12 protein-coding genes, 1 pseudogene and 1 riboswitch are annotated in these 19,302 nt (G+C 47.0%); of the genes and pseudogenes, 9 read left to right on the top strand and 4 right to left on the bottom strand.

Translation table 11 applies throughout. The annotated features are described in order from the left end of the window. Nucleotides 1–31: 31 nt before the first annotated feature. The 8 genes and pseudogenes from OM416_RS22005 to OM416_RS21975 all read left to right on the top strand — a co-directional run bounded on the left by OM416_RS22005 (nt 32) and on the right by OM416_RS21975 (nt 13,582). A complete protein-coding gene (locus OM416_RS22005; protein ID WP_264933022.1) occupies nt 32–763 on the top strand; it encodes a glycosyltransferase family 2 protein in 732 nt (243 codons plus the stop codon). After that, nucleotides 736–1,323: pseudogene (locus OM416_RS31965) on the top strand (glycosyltransferase); the annotation flags it as partial. The gene OM416_RS22005 and the pseudogene OM416_RS31965, both read left to right, overlap by 28 nt. A gap of 429 nt (nt 1,324–1,752) precedes the next feature. Further along, on the top strand, nt 1,753–2,823 hold the full coding sequence (locus OM416_RS31960; protein ID WP_062836505.1) for a glycosyltransferase: 1,071 nt from the start codon (nt 1,753–1,755) through the stop codon (nt 2,821–2,823). 250 nt (nt 2,824–3,073) lie between these two features. After that, a complete protein-coding gene (locus OM416_RS21995; RefSeq protein ID WP_264933018.1) occupies nt 3,074–3,712 on the top strand; it encodes a bifunctional 4-hydroxy-2-oxoglutarate aldolase/2-dehydro-3-deoxy-phosphogluconate aldolase in 639 nt (212 codons plus the stop codon). An 81-nt stretch (nt 3,713–3,793) separates the two neighbouring features. Beyond that, the gene (locus OM416_RS21990) at nt 3,794–4,720 is read left to right on the top strand and encodes an alpha/beta hydrolase (protein WP_264933016.1); all 927 of its coding nucleotides are present in this window, start codon (nt 3,794–3,796) and stop codon (nt 4,718–4,720) included. Nucleotides 4,721–4,947: 227 nt separating this feature from the next. After that, the gene (locus OM416_RS21985) at nt 4,948–7,341 is read left to right on the top strand and encodes an S-layer homology domain-containing protein (RefSeq protein WP_264933014.1); all 2,394 of its coding nucleotides are present in this window, start codon (nt 4,948–4,950) and stop codon (nt 7,339–7,341) included. 431 nt (nt 7,342–7,772) lie between these two features. Then, a complete protein-coding gene (locus tag OM416_RS21980) occupies nt 7,773–8,900 on the top strand; it encodes a transglutaminase domain-containing protein (RefSeq protein ID WP_264933012.1) in 1,128 nt (375 codons plus the stop codon). Between the two features lie 152 nt (nt 8,901–9,052). Continuing rightward, the gene (locus OM416_RS21975; protein ID WP_264933010.1) at nt 9,053–13,582 is read left to right on the top strand and encodes a collagen binding domain-containing protein; all 4,530 of its coding nucleotides are present in this window, start codon (nt 9,053–9,055) and stop codon (nt 13,580–13,582) included. A 102-nt stretch (nt 13,583–13,684) separates the two neighbouring features. On the opposite strand, the gene OM416_RS21970 is transcribed toward OM416_RS21975, so the two are convergent. From OM416_RS21970 to OM416_RS21960, 3 genes are all read right to left on the bottom strand, one after another. Continuing rightward, nucleotides 13,685–14,350, bottom strand: a complete 666-nt coding sequence (locus tag OM416_RS21970; RefSeq protein ID WP_264933008.1) for a class D sortase — start codon at nt 14,348–14,350, stop codon at nt 13,685–13,687. A gap of 196 nt (nt 14,351–14,546) precedes the next feature. Beyond that, nucleotides 14,547–16,025, bottom strand: coding sequence for an amino acid permease (locus tag OM416_RS21965; protein ID WP_264933006.1), 1,479 nt, complete (start codon nt 16,023–16,025; stop codon nt 14,547–14,549). Nucleotides 16,026–16,141: 116 nt separating this feature from the next. Further along, nucleotides 16,142–16,357: riboswitch (Lysine riboswitch) on the bottom strand. Between the two features lie 147 nt (nt 16,358–16,504). After that, nucleotides 16,505–17,647, bottom strand: a complete 1,143-nt coding sequence (locus OM416_RS21960; RefSeq protein WP_264933004.1) for a virulence factor — start codon at nt 17,645–17,647, stop codon at nt 16,505–16,507. Between the two features lie 246 nt (nt 17,648–17,893). On the opposite strand from OM416_RS21960, the gene OM416_RS21955 reads away from it, so the two are divergent. Then, on the top strand, nt 17,894–18,310 hold the full coding sequence (locus OM416_RS21955) for a hypothetical protein (protein WP_264933002.1): 417 nt from the start codon (nt 17,894–17,896) through the stop codon (nt 18,308–18,310). Between the two features lie 48 nt (nt 18,311–18,358). Here OM416_RS21955 and OM416_RS21950 read toward each other — a convergent pair whose 3' ends face one another. Next, nucleotides 18,359–19,057, bottom strand: coding sequence for a response regulator transcription factor (locus OM416_RS21950; RefSeq protein ID WP_264933000.1), 699 nt, complete (start codon nt 19,055–19,057; stop codon nt 18,359–18,361). Nucleotides 19,058–19,302: the final 245 nt, after the last annotated feature.

The following is a 19,302-nucleotide window of genomic DNA, read 5'->3' as shown; positions in this document are numbered from 1 at the left end:
TAGGTAGAAGCTTGAGCATGGGGGTGAAGCTTTGGATGAGCATGAGGAGCAGGGAAGACCACATATTACCTTGTCGATGATCGTTCGTAATGAGGAGAATCGATATCTCAGGCAGGCTTTGGAGACACACCGTCCCTGGATTGATCGCGCGGTAATCATTGATGACGGAAGCACAGACGGAACGGTCGCACTGTGCCGGGAACTTCTGGACGGTATTCCACTCGTATTAGTGGAGAATTCTGCTTCACGTTTTGCAGATGAGGTAAGCCTGAGAAAACAACAATGGGAAGAGACAGTGGCGACCGAACCGGAGTGGATTTTAAATCTGGATGCAGATGAGATTCTGACCCGTGACTTTGGGGCTGTACGCGATCTGTTGCTTAGTGGACACGAGGATGCAATCTATTTCAGATTGTTTGATATGTGGAGTGAGACGCATTATCGGGAAGACGAGTTCTGGCAGGCGCATGCCTATTATCGGCCATTTCTGGTTCGGTATCACCCGGGTATGAGCTATGAATGGAAAGAAACACCCCAGCATTGTGGTCGTTTTCCGTTAACGATTCAACATTGGTCCTATGGCTGTCATGCTCCCCGGGTGAAGCACTATGGTTGGGCGCGGGAAGAAGACCGTATCCGCAAATATGACCGTTATCAAGTACTGGACCCTGAAGCAAGATACGGCTGGAAAGAACAGTACGAATCGATATTGGATCAAGCGCCACGACTGTTGTTATGGTCCGAGAATGGAGAGGGGGAGTAAGCACGTTGAAGGAGAATGAGAAAGAGAACCAACATGAGAACCAGAAAGAGAGCCAGAATAATCATCGACCATCCAGACGTTCTGCTAAATCGAAAGAAACCCGTCAATCGGAAAAACTTCAGGAGCAATATCAGGAAAGAATCCTCATCGCCAGCCCTGTTCGTCAGACTGCTGCGGTGCTCCGTGAATTTCTGGATTCTCTGCATGCACTGGAACGAACAACGGTGAAGACGAACTATCTGTTTGTAGACGATAACGAGGAAGAAGCCGCATCGAATATATTGCGTGAATTTGTGCTTCAGCATGAAGGGACGGTTATTCATACAGATGAACTTGATGGCGACAGTCCTGCCAACAAAGGGGTATACAACAAGGATGAGGGAGGCCATTATTGGCAGGATGAGCAGATTTGGCGCGTAGCTGGTTTGAAAAATCATATTCTGCAATATGCACGCGATAACCACTACGATGCGGTGTTCCTGATTGATTCTGACTTGGTGCTGCATCCGCGGACGCTGGAGCAACTCGTATCGAGCGGCAAAGACATTGTATCCAATATCTTTTGGACACGATGGCAGCCGGGGGCTAGGGAAATGCCGCAGGTATGGCTGCAGGATGAGTATGCCTTGTATCGCCGCGGCGGCAAATCATCATCCGGGAACGAGGCGGAAGACGAGGGCGCGCAAACGACTGCTTTTCTGACTCAGCTGAGGGTCCCAGGTTGCTACGAAGTTGGAGGACTGGGGGCATGTACGCTCATTCGCAAAAATGTTCTGGCAGCAGGGGTTTCCTATGACCAGATTCCGAATGTATCCTTCTGGGGCGAAGATCGTCATTTCTGCATCCGTGCTCAGGCACTGGGTTTTCGACTGTTCGTTGATACACATCTTCCAGCCTATCACATCTATCGTCTGTCTGAGCTGCCGGGGGTATCTGCCTTTAACCGCAGGGCCAGACGAGGCGAAGAGACGATCAGTATTACGCTGTGTATGATTGTGAAAAATGAAGAGGCTTCCCTCGCCAGATGTCTGGACTCGGTCAATGGTATTGCCGATGAAATCGTAATCGTCGATACCGGTTCAACGGATCGTACTCGTCAGATTGCTTCCAGATATACGGATCGTATCGTTGATTTTGAATGGGTAGACGACTTTGCAGCAGCACGTAACTTTGCCTTCGATCAGGCGAAGAGCGAATATATTCTATGGCTGGATGCCGACGATGTATTCGAAGCGGAAGACCGCGCCAAGCTAATTGCTTTGAAACGGTCGCTGGACCCGGATGTTGATAGTGTCACGATGGATTACAATCTGTCATTCACAGCAGATGGCAAGGTCGCCTACAGCCTGCGCCGGAATCGTCTGGTGCGCCGGGACCGGCAATTTCGCTGGATTGGCGCAGTGCATGAATATCTGGCTGTAGCGGGCAATCTGCTGCATAGTGATGTGGCAGTTACCCACAAGAAAGATAAAGAGTATACCGATCGTAATCTGCGAATCTATCGCAAAAGGGAGCAGGCCGGAGAGGACTTCCCACCGCGCGACTTGTACTATTTCGGCAATGAATTGAAGGACCACGGACAGCATGAGGATGCGGTGAAATACTATGAGAAGTTTCTGGATACCGGGCTGGGTTGGGTAGAAGATCAGATCGCTGCTTGCCAGAAAATTGCGGATTGTGAAGCCGCACGTGAACGTCCGGAACAGGAAGTCACGGCGTTGTTCCGATCGTTTGCCTATGATTTGCCAAGAGCCGAGATCTGCTGTCGATTGGGTGGTTATTTTGCTGACCGTGAAGATTATCGCAAAGCCCTGTTCTGGTACGAACAGGCCACTCGGGCTGTACGTCCGGATGATCCTATGGTGGTGCTGAATGAAGCAGCCTGGACCTGGATGCCCCACCTGCAACTATGTGTGTGTTATGACCGGATGGGTAACCGTGCCAAGGCCCGGGAACATAATGATATTGCACTCGCCTATCATCCAACGCATCCAAGTATGTTATATAACGATCGTTACTTTAAAGATTTGGAGAAGGATAACGTATTGGAAAACGCTTAGTATTTCCGATCAAAATAGATGCCTCTTTCGTGGAATTGAGTGGGTGAATCAGCCCATGTTCCATGAAGAGGTTTTTTTGCGTTGTGATAAAAGTACATCATAGAGTTGGTGACAGACGCATTCACTTCGGAAATGGATTAATGTATTTCATCCAGGGGAGGATATGCTTTACAATAATAGTAACGGAAAAGCGGTGAACATGATTGCCTGTCTTCGGCTACCGAATTGATGAAGCAAGGGGAACTGGAATATGAATCTGACGGAAGTACTATTGGAATCGAGGCTGGTCGCGATTGTACGGGGTATTAGCCGTGAAGCGGCGGTAACAGCTGGACAAGGTATGACGAGTGGTGGCATCCGACTGATGGAGGTCACACTGAACACGCCGGGAGCACATGATATTATTGCAGACTGGCGTGAGCGGCATGAAGCGAAGGCTTATGTTGGAGCGGGTACGGTACTAAATGTGCAGATGGCCAAGGAAGCGGTTGCTGCAGGTGCACAATTTCTGGTGTCCCCCAATGTCGATCTGTCTGTCATTGAATATGCTGTAGAACATGGTGTCGAGATCTGGCCTGGAGCCATGACTCCCACGGAGATTGTCGCTGCCCATGAAGCGGGAGCACGAGTTGTGAAGCTATTTCCGATGGCAAGTCTGGGCATTCCGTATCTGCGGGAGATCAAAGCCCCACTGAATCATATTCCACTGCTGGCAACAGGCGGCGCAACTCTGGAGAACATTGCTGACTATTACGCAGCAGGTGCAGCTGCAGTGGGTCTGGGAAGTGCACTTTTGCCACGAGAAGCTCTGGCCTCAGGAGATCATGAGCGGATTGCAGCTTGCGCACAGAAATTTGTGGAAGTAATTTCAAATCAATCGTTATCATAAAAACCGATGTCGTTTAACGTGCCGTTCATTCTATTGTCTTATGATGGATGTATGCCAGAATTCGGAGAGGAGAGATGCCCTGTGAAAGCTAAAACAATGATTGGCGGCATGCTGGCCGTTGCCGCAGTAACGGCAGGTGGATTATGGAAGGCCGCTGTGAAGAGCCAGACACCCCAGAAGATTCCAATCACCCTGACGCCTCCAATGCCATTTGAGGATGTGACCTTTGACAGTGGAGGAGGTCGAGTGCATGGATGGTTCATCCCGGCCAGAGCTGACATTCCGAAACCATGGCCGCTCGTTATTATTGCACATGGCTGGGGCTCCAATCGCTCCCGTGTTCTTCGTTACGCGCGTCCGATCTGGGAAGCAGGATATGCCTTGTTTATGTATGATGTTCGCAGTCATGGGGCCAGTGATCCGGTTCGTGCTGCATCTGCCTACCTGTTCCGGGATGATCTGCTTGCGGCATTGCAGTATACGACTGCACGACCAGAGATTGATGCGGATGCCATCGGTGTACTTGGACATTCTTTGGGTGGACTGGGTACGATTCTTGCAGTGACGGAGGGAATCCCTGTATCAGCGGTAATTACGGACTCGATGCCATCGCAATTTGAGGTAATCGTCAGTTCGGAGCTGAGACGCCGGCGTCTGCCCTTGTTTCCACTGGCCCAGTTAATTCCGAGAATCTGGTTCTGGAGAATGGGTGAATCTCTGAAGTCCTATCGTCAGCGTGATCCGGTGATGATGCTGAATGAACGGCGCAGGGGGATGCAATTGCCGATGCTTATGGTGCACTCTAAGGGAGATAATTTCATTCCCCCGAGCGAGCTTGAATATTTTATGTCCAAAGCCGATCCGCCTGTAGAACATCTATGGGTCAACAGCGGAGGACACAGTTGTTCCGAGGAAGATCCCGCCTTCTGGGACACCGTTATCCCATTTTTGAAAATCCATGTCCAAGGTCGGACGAAGTCGAACGATTCGTCTATAGCGAGCAGTTGACAGGGTAGAATCAGCCTACATAAGAGTGCAGGCTAACAGAGAAAACGCCAACGTGGTTGGCGTTTTTTTTGCTGTTCTGAGCAATATGCAGAAATTCACATTTGTAAAATTGCTCCGAAAACGACCATTAAAAAGGAAGCTTATGGTATCATAGAATAGACTGGCAATATTCATGCGAGGTTATTTGCTATGCTTCTTTGTATGAAATTGAAGGGAGAGGTCCAGATTTGAGTTTGAATTTGAAGTTTAATGTACGTTTCAAAATGTTCGCAACCAAAGCAACAACCGCAGCGATGGCAACACTGCTGCTTGCTTCGCAAACACCAGGTTTTGCAGGCAGTGCATCAGCCGCGAGAGCTGAACAGGTGACCGAAGCGACAACGGGGGAGAATGAACAACTAGACGCAACGAGCAATGACGTGCCTGAGGGAGCGAAAATCTCATCCAGGCAAGCCAGTGAAAATATACTGAAATTATTTCCAATGTTAAAGAAAGCAAAGATCTCATCTGCCCGATTCGATTCACCTAATTCTTATCCACCGCCAGACTACAAGGCATGGGAGATCGGGTTCCAGATCACACAAGGCAATCATACGTCAGGATTCAATGCAACTGTACATGCAGGCACAGGGGAAGTGTTGAGTGTACATTTGCCGTCGGATGTCATGGATAAGCATATCTCGGAATCGGATGTGAAGCTAACCAAGGCTGAAGCCGAAGAAAAGGCCGTGGCACTGTTGTACCAAGCGATTCCAGGTCTGAAGGACACGGAGTATGCTCCGCTTGGAGATCTGTATTCTTCCATTGAACAACAGTCATTGTTTGGCAGAACAGAGTATCGATATGCTTACCAGTTAAAACATGACGGATTGTTATCTGACGCAGAGACAGTCTACATAAATGTGGATGAAAGTGGTTTGGTGACAGGTTACTCACGAGGTACTACCTCAGCTAAGTATCCTTCATCGAAACCGGCAGCTTCAGAAGAGAAAGCCAGAAAGCAGTTTGAAGAACAGTTCGATGTGGAGTTGGCTTATATCTCCAAAGATCGTCTGTCTTCCAAGCAGGGTCAGCAGTATTACCTTGGCTACACACCGAAAAATATCAGTATCGTTCCGATTGAGGCGAATACGTTGGAACGGATTAATACTTTAACAGGTAAAGCTGTAGATGAAGATTCTCTACAGCAGGATACGAAGTTGAAAGGTGATGTGACTCCTTTTGTCCCGGCCAATGGTACGAGGTTAAATGTACAGCAGGCTGCCAATCGGGTGGCAACGAACTTTGATATACCGAAGGGTTACAAGCTGGAGCACAGCCAGTTAAGCAAGGGATTGTATGCAAGTCCGAACAATCAGGTATGGAGTCTGAGCTGGAGCGATCGAAGTGCCAATATGTCCTATATGTTCATGCGGGATATCTCAGCACAGGTAGATGCAGTTACAGGACAGATCTACAGCTATACAATGATGCAACGAATTGGACCGGAGATGGAGCAGGAGAAGCCAACTGAAGAGAAGGCAGAGATATTGGTAACCCGGAAACAGGCTGAGAAACTGGCGATGAACACAGTCATTGCGCTAGTTCCAGATGCAACGGAGCAGTTCCGGCTGGCTAATGTTATTGAGATAGACGATGCACGCACCTTTATGTTCCAACGGTATCTGAACGGCATCCCGGTCAATGATGATACGGCACAAGTACAGGTGTTGAACAACGGGGCAGTTAATGAATTCTATACGCGTATTGCCGCAACGCCTGAACAACTGCCAGTAGAGAAAGAACCAGCCATCAGTTACGAAGAGGCAAAGGCAATCTATTTGGAAGAGTTCAAGCTGGTTCTGGCATATTCTCGTTACGGTGGATGGGGTACGAACAGCGGTGAAGTCATCCCGGTGGGAGTTAACTTAGCTTATATGCCTACACGAGATGATCATTCGATCTACGGCACCTATGAAGTGCTGGATGCTAATACGGGAGAATGGACGTTGTTATACGGAGATACAAGCTCTGCAACCAAGGCTGATCCTACGGATATTTCTGGCCATGTGGCTGAAGCAGCTCTGCGGAATATGACACAGCATGGCGTATTGCTTGCGGATGAGCAGGGACGTGTATTCCCGGATCGTGTGATCACCCGAGGTGACTGGTTTAACTATCTGGCAAGAGCGATTAACCCGAATATGGATCTCTACTATAGTGGGGACGGAGATGACAAGCTGTATGCCGACGTTGCACCTGACAGCCCGTATTATAAGGCAGTTCGGGCATTAATCAATCAGCGCTGGCTTGCCGGAGCAGACCCCGAACAGAATCTGAATCCTCAAGAAGAGATGACACGTGAAGAATTGGCAGTGCTGCTTGTACGTATTTTACGCTATGAGAAGCTGGCTGGATTCTATACGTTGCCATCGGATCTTCCCAACATTGCGGATGCCAGTGCCATTACGAGCAAAGGTGCGGTTTCCCTGAGTTTGAAGTTGGGCTTGCTTCCTTCGATTGAAGGACGATTCATGCCTGCACGCAAAGTGACGGTAGCTGAAGCGTCACAGGTATTGGAACGGCTTGCCAAGCTTCAAGGCAAGACAGATACGTTTATGAGTGGTAATCGTCTGTATTAGACGAGGAATGATGCATATTATTGCCCGTGTGAATCATAAGATGAAGATAACGGGTAATCGTGATTCATTGAACTGAAGATCAGAGGGACCTTCTATAGAAGGTCTCTTTTGATTTAATTTTTACAAAAATCATATCATTTCAACTAACATTTACACGATAACGGAGAGGGCAGAAATAACTTGAGGAAGCGAAGCGTGCGCCTAAAAGCTTTCTGAAAGAAAGCTACGTCGGAAGCATACGCTATCACCGGATTTTTCCTTTTGAATAAAGGATCAAAAAAATCTGGGGATAACAGCGATCGGAAAGTTGTTCTGCCATCGGAGTGTTCGTGTAAATATTCTTTAGTTGAACTGATATAGAAGAATGACGACAGAGCCTTTTGTGATACAATAGGGCGTGAGAACTTTGCAAAGAGGGGTGGGTTCCTTTCATGGGCAAGAACGGGAAACGCATTATCACCATATTGCTGGCAGGCTGTCTGATCGCTGTAGCGTTGCCACGCACAGTTGATCTGGATCAGCTGTATGCCGCATCGGGAACATCAGATATCTCTACGACTACGGATCTGCGCCAGACCTTGCTTACCGCAATGTCACAGCGAACGGAGGAACTTGTTTTTACATACAAAGGCAATGTGAAAGGCCTCAAAAAACAATTGCAAACCTCCATCGATGAGGCAATGAAGAGTGACCCCTATATTCAATATACCGTTAAAAGTTATGCATTTAATTATAAAGGTTCCAATGTGTCGGCCGAAGTACATGTGACGCTCTCCTACCGGGAGACCAAGGAACAGACCGATTATGTGAATCGTAAAGTCACGAACGTGTTGAAAGAAATCATCAAACCAGGCATGACGGATCATGAGAAGGTCAAGGTTATCCATGATTGGATTGTGCTTAACCTTTCCTATGATACCTCGCTGAAGAAATATACCGCCTACGACGGTCTTGTTACGGGCAGTACCGTCTGTCAGGGATATTCACTGCTGGCATATCGGATGTTGGAGCGAGTAGGCATTGATAACCGAATTGTGGAAGGCACAGCAGGTGGGCAGCTTCATGCCTGGAATATCGTGAACCTGGACGGCAAGTGGTATCACATGGATACCACCTGGGATGATCCTACTCCTGACCGTAAAGGTAAGGTAAGCCACAGCTATTATTTGCTGAGCGATGATGAGATGGCACGTGACCATATCTGGACAGGCAAAAGCAAGTATCCTGCTGCGCCAGCTCCTTATCGGGAAGCTTTATTGAAGCTGGTGAAGGCCGGAGATAGCAAAAAGGCTGCCTATCAGAAACTGTACCATGCGCTGGACTACTCTCTGTATGATGAACAGGATGCCGTTAAAGGCCATGCTGCGCTGAAGACCAAGGTTCAAAGTACACTGAAGGAAGGCGGAACATCGCTTACGTTCAGGTATAAGGGTACTGAGGCTGGGCTGATTGAAGATTTGCAAGATTTGTACCAGCTTGGTATGAAATCGATATCCTATTATGTGTCCAAAATGGAAGGTACCACGGATCTGCGTGTTAAAATTAACTGGACATTATAACAACCGTTTTAAAAAGGATGCTCCGCTTGAGGAGCATCCTTTTTTGCGTTCAATGGTGAAGGTTTATACGTTGTCTATTTTTTGTATATGTCGCTTTGCTATTCTAATCTTCGGCGTAAGCCAACACTACGTTAGAGGAGGAAATGCAAAAAATGAGGAAAAAAGTGAGCATAGTGATCATTGCTCTATTGCTGGTCACGCAAATGATGCAGGGTTGGATATTTACACCAACGATGCATGCTCAGGATGAAATGACTAATTTGCCAGCCAGTGCAATGAGCGATACAGCGTCAGAAGAAGGTTCGGCAGTTTCGGCAGAGGGGAAAAACGTTGATGTTGCTGCCAATCCGGAAGAAGATGAGAATGCCAGAACTCCAGGAGATCAGGAAGGAATTGCGATGCGTTTGCTTAATGCATCTGCAGGCCCGGTGATCACAGAACATTTGATTACAAGTGTGCAAATCTACAATCAAGTACCTGAAGTGGTAGACGGAACGGTTCAGCCTCAAGGGGATGAGATTGAGACAGTCAGACCAAGTATCAAGGATGAGGTAGCTGTTTTCTTTACATGGGCACTACCAAACGATTCCCATGGTTATGGAGACGGATCTACGTACACGTTCGACCTCCCAGACAAGTTCAAGATTGAATCGCAATTAACAGGAACACTGGATGGTGATGTTGGGGAATATGTGGTGAATCCCAATGGTACGGTCACGTTTACGTTTAATGATCAAATCATTGGTTCGGAATTAAAAGGTAACTTTTACGTTTGGATCAAGTTTGACGAGAGCAAGATGGACGGTGGCTTGAAGCAACCGATAGATTTTAGCTCTATTGGGCAAGGCATAATTAATGTACACTTTGCCAATACAGCCAAGGATGAACTCACGAAATCAGGACTTGCAAATAATAGTGGTTTCAACTCTGATTCGATTAACTGGACGGTTGATTTTAACCAAGGGGAAAAGGAAATCAAAAATGCCATTCTGAATGATACACTCCCGGCAGGTTTGGAGCTCAAAGGGAATATTGAGATTCGTGAATTGCAGGTTCAATTGAACGGAACTGTCAAAGAAGGAGCTATAGACAGAACCGCAACTCAATTTCCAATTAACCTCGGCAATATCGAGAAAGCTTACCGGGTGACGTACACAACAAGTATTAAGGCGCCAACAAGCGAACCTTATACGAACGTTCCTTATGAAAATAAGGTAGAGCTTACAGGGGATCAGATGGATACAGAAACAGACATCGGTAGAGTGACGGTAAGCTTTAATGAGCCCTTGAACAAATCAGGGCAGGATAGTGCCTATGATCCGGTGACCCAGACGATCACATGGAAAGTACAATACAATTACAATCAACAAGCTATCGCTCAAACGAATGCATGGATTGAAGACCGTTTTGATACTGCAAAACAGGAATTGGTTCCAGGCTCGGTAAAAGTAAATCAAGTGAATATTGATTCTAGCGGAAAGCCTGCGGGGACTACTCTGTTACCTCCAGCATCCTATACACTGCAAGGAGTCGGAACAGGCTTCGATGAAGGATTAAAGCTACAATTTAAGAATGGCATCGCCGAGGCTTATGAAATTGAATATCAAACCCAAGCGATTGACCGTGTGTATGCAGACACTACCGTATCCAATACGGTGAAGATGTATGATGACACTTCGAAAGAAGGAGAAAAGAGCATTCAGGAAGTTATTTTTGCAAAAAGTGTAAAAAGCGAAAAATTCAACACAAAAGAAATCGAATGGCAGATTGTGTTGAACCGTGATTTGAAGGAAATGACGGACATCGTCATTACGGACAATTACGAAGGAAGAAATATGAAACTGATTCCGGGCAGTCTTCAAATTAGCGGGGATCAGCAGGATCAGTTTGAACTTGTGGCAGTTGCTGATCCAAATGATGTGAACTTTGAAAAAGGGTTTACTATTAAAATGAAGCCAAACGGTATGATCAATAAAGAGCATGTGATCACCTATACGACAAGCTTTGATCCAACAGCGGCTAACAAGCCCGTCGACAATGAATATCGTAACGAAGCTACTTTGAATTGGAACGAAGCGAATGTACCTCAAGCTTCGATTACCAAATCGGCTGTGGTTAAACCACAAAGTTATACGATTGAGAACGGTAATAAAAAAGGCGAATATAGCGCTAAAGACAAAACGATCACCTGGACGATCGATGTGAATTATAATTTATATGATATCCAGAATGCTATTCTTAAAGATGCGTACACAGGTAATCAATCTTTTGTAGACGGATCTTTGAAAGTGAACAAGCTCAAGCTGGAGGGAGAGAATAATGTCACCGCTATTGGTGATGAGGTTACACCTACAGCAGGGGATTTTAATTTGAACACTGACGGAAAAGGCTTTACTTTAGACCTCGGCAACATTGGAAAAGAAGCCTATCGGATCGTGTATAAGACAAGTTTGGATGGGGAATTTGATGTTGCGGGCACATACTCCAATCATGCAACGCTGAACGATGGCCATGGCGGCCCATTGCGATTCGAAAAATCAGTGCCTGTGACACCCGCTCATGGTGGGATATACGTACACAAAACAGGACAGCAGATTGGCTCAAGTGATAAAGCTTCCTGGACTGTAAATATCAACCCAAGCCAATCGTATATTGCAGCAGGTTCCGTATTAACAGACACGTTATCGGATAACCAGATTTTGCTTGCCGATACGTTAAAGTTATATGCGACTGATCTGCCCGCAGACAACTCCGGCAACGTATCGACCAAGGCAGGCATAGTTGATTCCAATGAGTATGTACTGGTTGTGGAGGATAACACTTTTACATTCACCTTTAAGAATGAAATGAAAACCGCTTTTATTTTGGAATATCAATCCTTTATTAATGCCGATAGTGGTGCAAGAATAGAGAATAAAGTTCAGTTTGCGGGTAAATCGTCCTCAGTGACGGGTTCAGATCAGCAGAGTGGGATTCGTGTTTCCATGGCGGGTGCTGGCGGTGGTGCATCTACGGGTGTAGGTAAATTGAAAATCCACAAAGTCGATGATGCAAGTCTTCCACTGGAGGGAGCGGTCTTCGCGATTTATAATGCTTCGGGAACGACGCTGCTGGAAACGTTAAAACCGACAGATGAGAAGGGTGAGACGACGACCTCTCGAAACTACAGATTACATGCGACCGATGGTATATCCTATAAGTTGAAGGAAGTTTCAGCACCAGCGGGATACTTGATTGATGCAGACTATGGTACTGCTACAGGTAAAACGATTCAGTTTAGAGATGCTACCGCATCATTTGAAGTGGTTAACGAGAGAATTCGTCAAGGTTTCCAATTAACCAAGGTGGATGCTGCTGACAGTACAAAAACGCTAAAAGGTGCAACATTCGAATTGTACCTGAAAAATGGTCAAACCAGACAGTTGATCGAAACGATAACTTCAGGTGTGGATGGAAAGATCGGAGCAACAGATCTGGAGCCAGGAGATTATGAATTGATCGAGGTCGAGGCACCTGAATTCTATCAACTGGATTCAACACCTATACCTCTTACAATTGTAGCCAATCAAACACAGATTGTTACGCTTACACAAACCAATACGCAAGGTACGGATGCTAAGCTGTTGGTGACCAAAGTGAACGCCAAGGATCAATCCGTGTTAGCTGGAATCGAATTTGAACTGCGTGATAGTACAAATGCGGTGGTGAACACACGGGTTACGAATATCAATGGGGTCATTGAATTTGATAACTTGGCCTATGGTTCATATACATTGGTAGAGACCAAGGCAGAAGGCTTTGTGATTGAACAGCCCGAGACGGTTGTATCTATTACCAAACCGGAAACCCGATTGACTATTGAAAATAAAGAAAATGATCGTTCCGTGAAATTAATTAAATACAATGCGGGTCGTACTCAGCATCTGCAGGGAGCTGTTTTTGAATTATGGTCGCAGAGTGCGTTGATGGATCCAAATGGAGATTGGCAATTTAACGTCGTTACCGGAATTGACCAAGCGCTCCTGACAACGGACCTTCAAGGTGAGATTAAGTTGAACGATCTGCAGCCTAACACATATCGCTTGATTGAAGTTAAAGCACCTGCAGGTTATTTGCTGGATACAGCCCCAGTCGAGTTTGAGATTACAGATAAACAAACACAAGCAATCGTTGTTGAAAAAACGAACAGCGCCATTCCAGTAGTACCGGGTGTACCGAGTGTACCTTATAATCCGGGAACACCTACTACGGGTATAACACCAGATCCGGATAAACCAACTACACCGGAACCAGGTACGCCAGGACCATCGATTCCAGGCACTGTGGTTCCTGATCCTACGGAACCAGAGGGTGGTACTGAAAGTCCGACAGATGAAGATTCCGGGGTAGCCACACCGTCACCGGGCGTTTCCAACGGTGATGACACTGCACCTCCAACTGGGGATACAGATGAACCTGATGGGGATAGTGCACTGGCACCTCCTGCTGGAACAGACACAGATGGATCACAGGGGACTGGAAATTCTACATCACAGCAGTCTGGAAATTCTCCATTACAGGGAATGCTGCCGAAGACAGGGGAAGAGAGCACACTGGCTTTCACTGTCGCAGGCATGATGCTGATGGCATTAGGCAGTGCGGGATACGTATATTTCCGACGCAGAAGACCGCTTCAACGCTAGGTCATAACACGTAATCCAAGACTCATCATGTTCAGATAAAAATACCCTCTAGCATTCACGACGGAGACCCAAAGTCACCGTGTGAATATACTAGAGGGTATTTTAATTTGGTTGAACTTTGGGGCGGTCAAGACCGGCAACATCCGGATTCACTTCAATGGCTCTTACAATGAGCCGATGGGTTGGATTGATGAGTGGATCACAGGTGATCAAGGTCAGGACCTGCCCGAGCCCCGGGTCTTCCAATACAGACAAGTCATTCGGCTCCACAACGGATATCTGATCTACCTTGTACTGGATAATCGTTTGATCTGCCAGGGTGATTTCCATTAAATCACCTATCTGGAGTTCATCCAGACGATTGAACAGTCGTCCTTTTTTGTGGGCGCGATGAGCGGCTATGGCTGCATTACCTTTGTTCCCAATGCGGGTAGTTTCCACAAGATGGGTTGCAGCTACCTTCATGTTGTCTTCCGTTGCACCCTCCAGAATCGGTAAGCGGACATCAATCTTGTCAATCAATAGTACCCCCAACGTATTGGAAGAGGCCTCCTGCGCTTTAGCTGTATTGTCCGTAGTCGGCTCGTCAGAAGCTGCATCCTGTATGCCTTGTTCGAAGGAGTGATTAAGCGTAGACAAGCCATTTTGCAATTGCTCCAGATCGTTCATGACACGGGTTTGCTGCCAGTCATAATACGTTTCCCGCAGGAAAGGCAAGCTGATGATCAGAACGCCCAGCAGGATGAGCAGAATAGAGAATTTTTTCATTATGCATCAACTCCCGTTGTCCAAGAAAAATAGTGTACCTTTCTCTATTTTACTTACCGACCTATACAAAATATGGACAGGGACGAAAGGACATACGGGAATGTTTATAGTGGAGAGCCGTCCCAAAAACAAAACATCCCCGTATCGCCACAGTAGAAAAACTGCAACGCCACGGGGATGTTTTGTTAAAAAGCCACTATTTATCAGTTGGTGAATCGGTAGGTGTGAAATCACATTCCTGCAACGGCACCACTTTGGTCTTCTTGATCCATTTGTAACCGAGCCACAACACCAGGAACAGCGGTACGCTCAAGTAGGCGACGATGGCTCCACTCCAGTCGATCTGGTCACCGGTGAATGCCTGGTAGTTCTGTCCAATAATCACAACGATACAGAGGACAAAAGCGAAGATGGGCCCAAACGGGAACCAACGTGCCCGGTAAGGCAGATCGCTCAGGTCTCTGCCTTGTGCAACATATGCACGGCGGAAGCGATAATGACTTATGGCGATCCCGAGCCACGTGATAAAACCACACATACCGGATGCATTCAGCAACCAGGTATACACGATGCCATCGCCGAACAGGGAGGCAAGGAAAGCCAACATACCAACGGCAGTCGTGAGCAACAGGGCATTCATGGGAATGCCTTTTTTGTTCAACTTGCCGAGGAAACGAGGAGCTTTACCATCTCGGGCAAGGGCATAGAGAACCCGGCTCGAAGCATACATGCCTGAGTTACCGGCAGAGAGTACGGAAGTTAGAATAACGGCATTCATGACGGAAGCCGCAATGGCGAGTCCGGCTTTTTCAAACACCAACGTGAACGGGCTAACCCCGATATTTTCCAAATCACCTTTGAGCAGGTTCGGATGAGTGTACGGGATGATCAGACTGATCACGGTAATCGCCAAAATGTAAAAAATCAGAATGCGCCAGAATACCTGACGAATTGCACGAGGGACATTCTCGCGCGGGTTTTCACTTTCACCAGCGGCTACACCGATAAGCTCTGTACCCTGGAATGAGAATCCCGCGGCCATGAATACACCAAGCACGGCGAAGAATCCGCCATGGATAGGCGCATCACCGATGGTGAAGTTACTGAAACCAACCGCTTCTCCGCCCATAATACCGAAGATCATGAGCACACCAACGGCCAGGAAGATGATTACGGTAGCAACTTTGATAATGGCGAACCAGTACTCGGACTCCCCGTAGCCTTTGACCGACAGTACGTTCAAGGCAAAGATCAGTACGAGGAACAATAAGCTCCATAACATGGATGAACTGTCGGGGAACCAGTACTTAATGAGTACAGTAGCGGCAGCAAGCTCTGCTGCAATGGTTACTGCCCAGTTGTACCAGAAGTTCCAGCCCATCGCGAACCCGAGGGCGGGATCGACAAAACGTGCGGCATACGTATTAAATGAACCGGAGTCCGGCATAAAGGTAGCAAGCTCACCAAGGCTGGTCATTAGGAAATAGACCATAATGCCGACAGCCGCATAGGCAATTAAAGCTCCACCAGGGCCTGCGGTTGAGATGGCGGTACCACTTGCGAGGAACAGCCCGGTACCAATGGAGCCACCGAGGGCGATCATGGTCATATGGCGTGCGCGTAATCCTTTTTTCAGGGAAGGTCCGGTTGTTGTTGGGTTACTGCGGTCTTGCATGGAAACACTCCTTCATTCGATATACTGATGTTTGCAATACTGAATTCATAAACAAAAAGACCACAGGCATCAGCCTGCGGTCTTTAATATTTCAATGTCCGCACCATGTCCCAGATGATTAAGATAGCTCAACACAGAAGAATTCATACCTTTATATAAAGGAAATGTACTTCCGTGACAGTTCTGCGCCTTTCGACAGCAGCCCCAGCACACCGGACCGTGTAAGGAACGTCCAGTGAGCTTCGGCGGGTACACCTTTCGGCTGATATCATAAGCGGCTCCTTAGCGCCTCCTTCAGCGTACTGATCGCACCCGCGACCTCTACCTCACCATCAATGGATGAGGTGTATCTATTGTCTATGAAATTATAATCAACACAACTTAACACGCTGTGTCCTGTTTAGTAAACAGACAATTAGTATAACGCGCATGGTTTTCCAGTGCAATAACAATTGTTGGATGTGAGGTCTGGGGGACGACTATTCCTCTTTCTTGTTACGGCCAGCCATCTGCTGCCATACCGTTCCAGCAGCCTGTTCGCCCGATTCGATCCGCTCCAGAGCCATCTTGGCTTGAAGGCTGACTTCAAATTCGGGATCATCGGCTGCAATTCGTAACGCTTGTTCTGCTTCTTCTGTTCCAACCTCATATAGGAAACGTGCTGCACGCCAGCGTACAAGTTTACTTTTATCGGATAACGTTGCTGTCATGGCTGGAGTAGCGGCAGGATCACCGATATCAGACAAGGTATCCCCGGCCGTACGGCGTACCGCAGGTGAACTGTCCTGGAGTGCTTCATACAGCAATTCCATCGCTTCCGGTTTACGAATGTCACCCAGGTATACCACGGCCAAGCGGCGAATCTGCATTTTGTTGTCATGCAGGGCATGGGCTACGAGGGGCAGTCTTTCTGCCGTAGGCTCCATGCCGTCAAATGCCGCATAGCGGACATTCCAGTCCTCGTTTCGCAGGGCCTCTTCCAGTTCAGCTCCATCCAATTCACGACGGCGTTCAACGAACTCTTCTGCTTTGGTACCATGTTCAATCGCTTGTTTGATGACCTGCTCCAGTCGTTCTGGCGGGAAAGCAGCTTCGAGTTCCTGTTCGACTTCACGTGCAATGTCCGGTAAATCGCCATATCGAACACCATAATCACTCAGTTTGCGTTCTTTGATCATCGTCGCACTGGCGACTTCCGTTACGGCTTTGACAAAGCGGTCCGACAATGAGATTCGTTCTTCCTTGGCTCCGGCCTTGACCCTGATCTGCATGGGTACGCCACGGAAAAATTGTACGAATACCTGTGCCTCTCCGAAGTGCTCGCCTGAACCATCTTCTGATTCAATCCAGTCCAGATCAATGCCTTGTTGTCCAAGGCGATTCTGGACTTCGCCCAGAATAACGGACCAGTCTGCATTTCCTTTACGATCGAGCGCTACAAAGTCTGTTGTGTGGAATACACTCTTTACGCCGGGAATATGAAGCATCTGGCGAATGAAAGCCGGAGCGGATCGTTCGTTGTCCAGTGTATATGTTTTGCGAATTCCGTCCTCCAGACGTTCATCGAGATGTAGCATCATCGTATTTGGACTTGGTGTTGGTTCAATGGAAACAATATTCATCAGTGTGTAACCTCCTATAATACCAAATTCATCTTTAACTTCCCGTAAATTAAATCACACGGGTATTTCTCTATTTTACATCAATGTGTGGAATCTGCGAAATCATCGAGTAGCGAAGTGGACGAGACTGACACTTAGTGTGAAGAAGTACGAAATTTGTTAACACTTCTTTCATGTTCACGCAGTAACATTTTTAAACGTAAGTTGGCACAATATAAAGGTAAGAATCAACTGGAGGTTATACCTATGGAACCTATTACCGTGCTCTCGGATGGAAAACGTCGTATTGCATATGAAAATATTATTCAATTGTTCAGGGAATGGATGGAGGATGCACCATCCGGTTCAGTGATAGAAACACACCGGGGAAGTTGGGAAAACTCCCGTTATTGTATTGTTGATTATCAGATTGCCGAAGAAGCGGTGGCGGCGGCGAAGGCCATCCGGGCGTTTATGCCTCAGATTCCGTTACTGGTCATTACGGATTTCAAATCGCTGATTCGGAAGCGACACTTGCAACAGATAACAGGTACAGGTGAGGTGAAGATGATTCTCTGGAACGAGCAAGAACCGCATCAGCTGATCAAGGACATGGAGCAGTGGTTGCATTCCTCCGTATATGAATCACAAATAGCCATACCTCCCATCTTATCCATGAGATAAGAGAGGGAATATAGCCATAGGTTAGTAAGTTTAATCGTTACGATCGAATTAGATCACGTATTTATAGCCTGTTCCCCACACCGTTTTGATATAACGGGGGTTCTTGGGGTCAGGCTCGATTTTTTTACGCAGGCTTGAGATATGAACATCAATGGTACGATCCAGATAGGCGCGTTCGGAGCCTTTGATTCGATCCATCAGTTCATTGCGGGTGAACACTTTACCCGGATTCCGGTACAATTCCTTCATAATTTCAAACTCAATATGAGTGACCTCGATTTCAACACCATCCACAAACAGCGTTCTTCTGTACTCATTAACATTCACATGTCCAGTAACCTCTGCCTGCTTGTCTTCCTTAACTGGTTTGTCGTGATAGGAAATGATGGATCTGCGCAGCAGTGCTTTAATTCTGGCGTCCAGCTCTTTCAAGCTGAATGGCTTGCACAGAAAGTCATCCGCTCCATTATGTAATGCGCGAAGTCGATCATTCAGCATCGTGCTTGCCGAGATCATTAGAATGGGGACAGTGGAGTGCTGGCGGAATGCTTCTACGAGATCATTTCCATCCGTCTCAGGAAGCATCAGGTCCGTTACAACAATATCCGGCTGAAATTGTGGGAACAGTTGAAGTGCCTCGCGGGCATGATGAACCCGTTCAGTGATGTATCCTTCCTCCTCAAGAAAGAAAGCAATCATGTCAGCCAGATTTTTCTCATCTTCTATAAGAAGTACTTTGATCGTCATAGGGTCACACTCCTGGTGAAAATAATGTGTTAAGAAAATACTAAAAAAAAGCTGTGATTTGCTAAAAAATACTGCAAAATTTTTAATGTTTCTATCCCAAAATATAGGAAGTATATGTAGGTAGGAAGCAGGCTTTTTAGATGAACTTCAATATTTTAGCATGAATGCAGTTTGTTTGCCGAGCGATCAGAATTTCCCAAAGCTACAACAAGTACTAATTACAGTATAATGGATCAGAACGATTT

It is taken from the genome of Paenibacillus sp. LS1, from assembly GCF_026013365.1.
Lineage (GTDB): Bacteria > Bacillota > Bacilli > Paenibacillales > Paenibacillaceae > Paenibacillus.
Note: the sequence above shows the minus strand (reverse complement) of the source record. Positions and strands in the feature narration are given on the sequence as shown.

Coding starts and splice junctions, on each gene's coding strand:
- OM416_RS21995 (WP_264933018.1), top strand. CDS start 3,074: ATGAATCTGACGGAAGTACTATTGGAATCGAGGCTGGTCGCGATTGTA.
- OM416_RS21955 (WP_264933002.1), top strand. CDS start 17,894: ATGGAACCTATTACCGTGCTCTCGGATGGAAAACGTCGTATTGCATAT.
- OM416_RS21980 (WP_264933012.1), top strand. CDS start 7,773: ATGGGCAAGAACGGGAAACGCATTATCACCATATTGCTGGCAGGCTGT.
- OM416_RS21960 (WP_264933004.1), bottom strand. CDS start 17,647: ATGAATATTGTTTCCATTGAACCAACACCAAGTCCAAATACGATGATG.
- OM416_RS21950 (WP_264933000.1), bottom strand. CDS start 19,057: ATGACGATCAAAGTACTTCTTATAGAAGATGAGAAAAATCTGGCTGAC.
- OM416_RS21975 (WP_264933010.1), top strand. CDS start 9,053: ATGAGGAAAAAAGTGAGCATAGTGATCATTGCTCTATTGCTGGTCACG.
- OM416_RS31960 (WP_062836505.1), top strand. CDS start 1,753: ATGATTGTGAAAAATGAAGAGGCTTCCCTCGCCAGATGTCTGGACTCG.
- OM416_RS21965 (WP_264933006.1), bottom strand. CDS start 16,025: ATGCAAGACCGCAGTAACCCAACAACAACCGGACCTTCCCTGAAAAAA.
- OM416_RS21970 (WP_264933008.1), bottom strand. CDS start 14,350: ATGAAAAAATTCTCTATTCTGCTCATCCTGCTGGGCGTTCTGATCATC.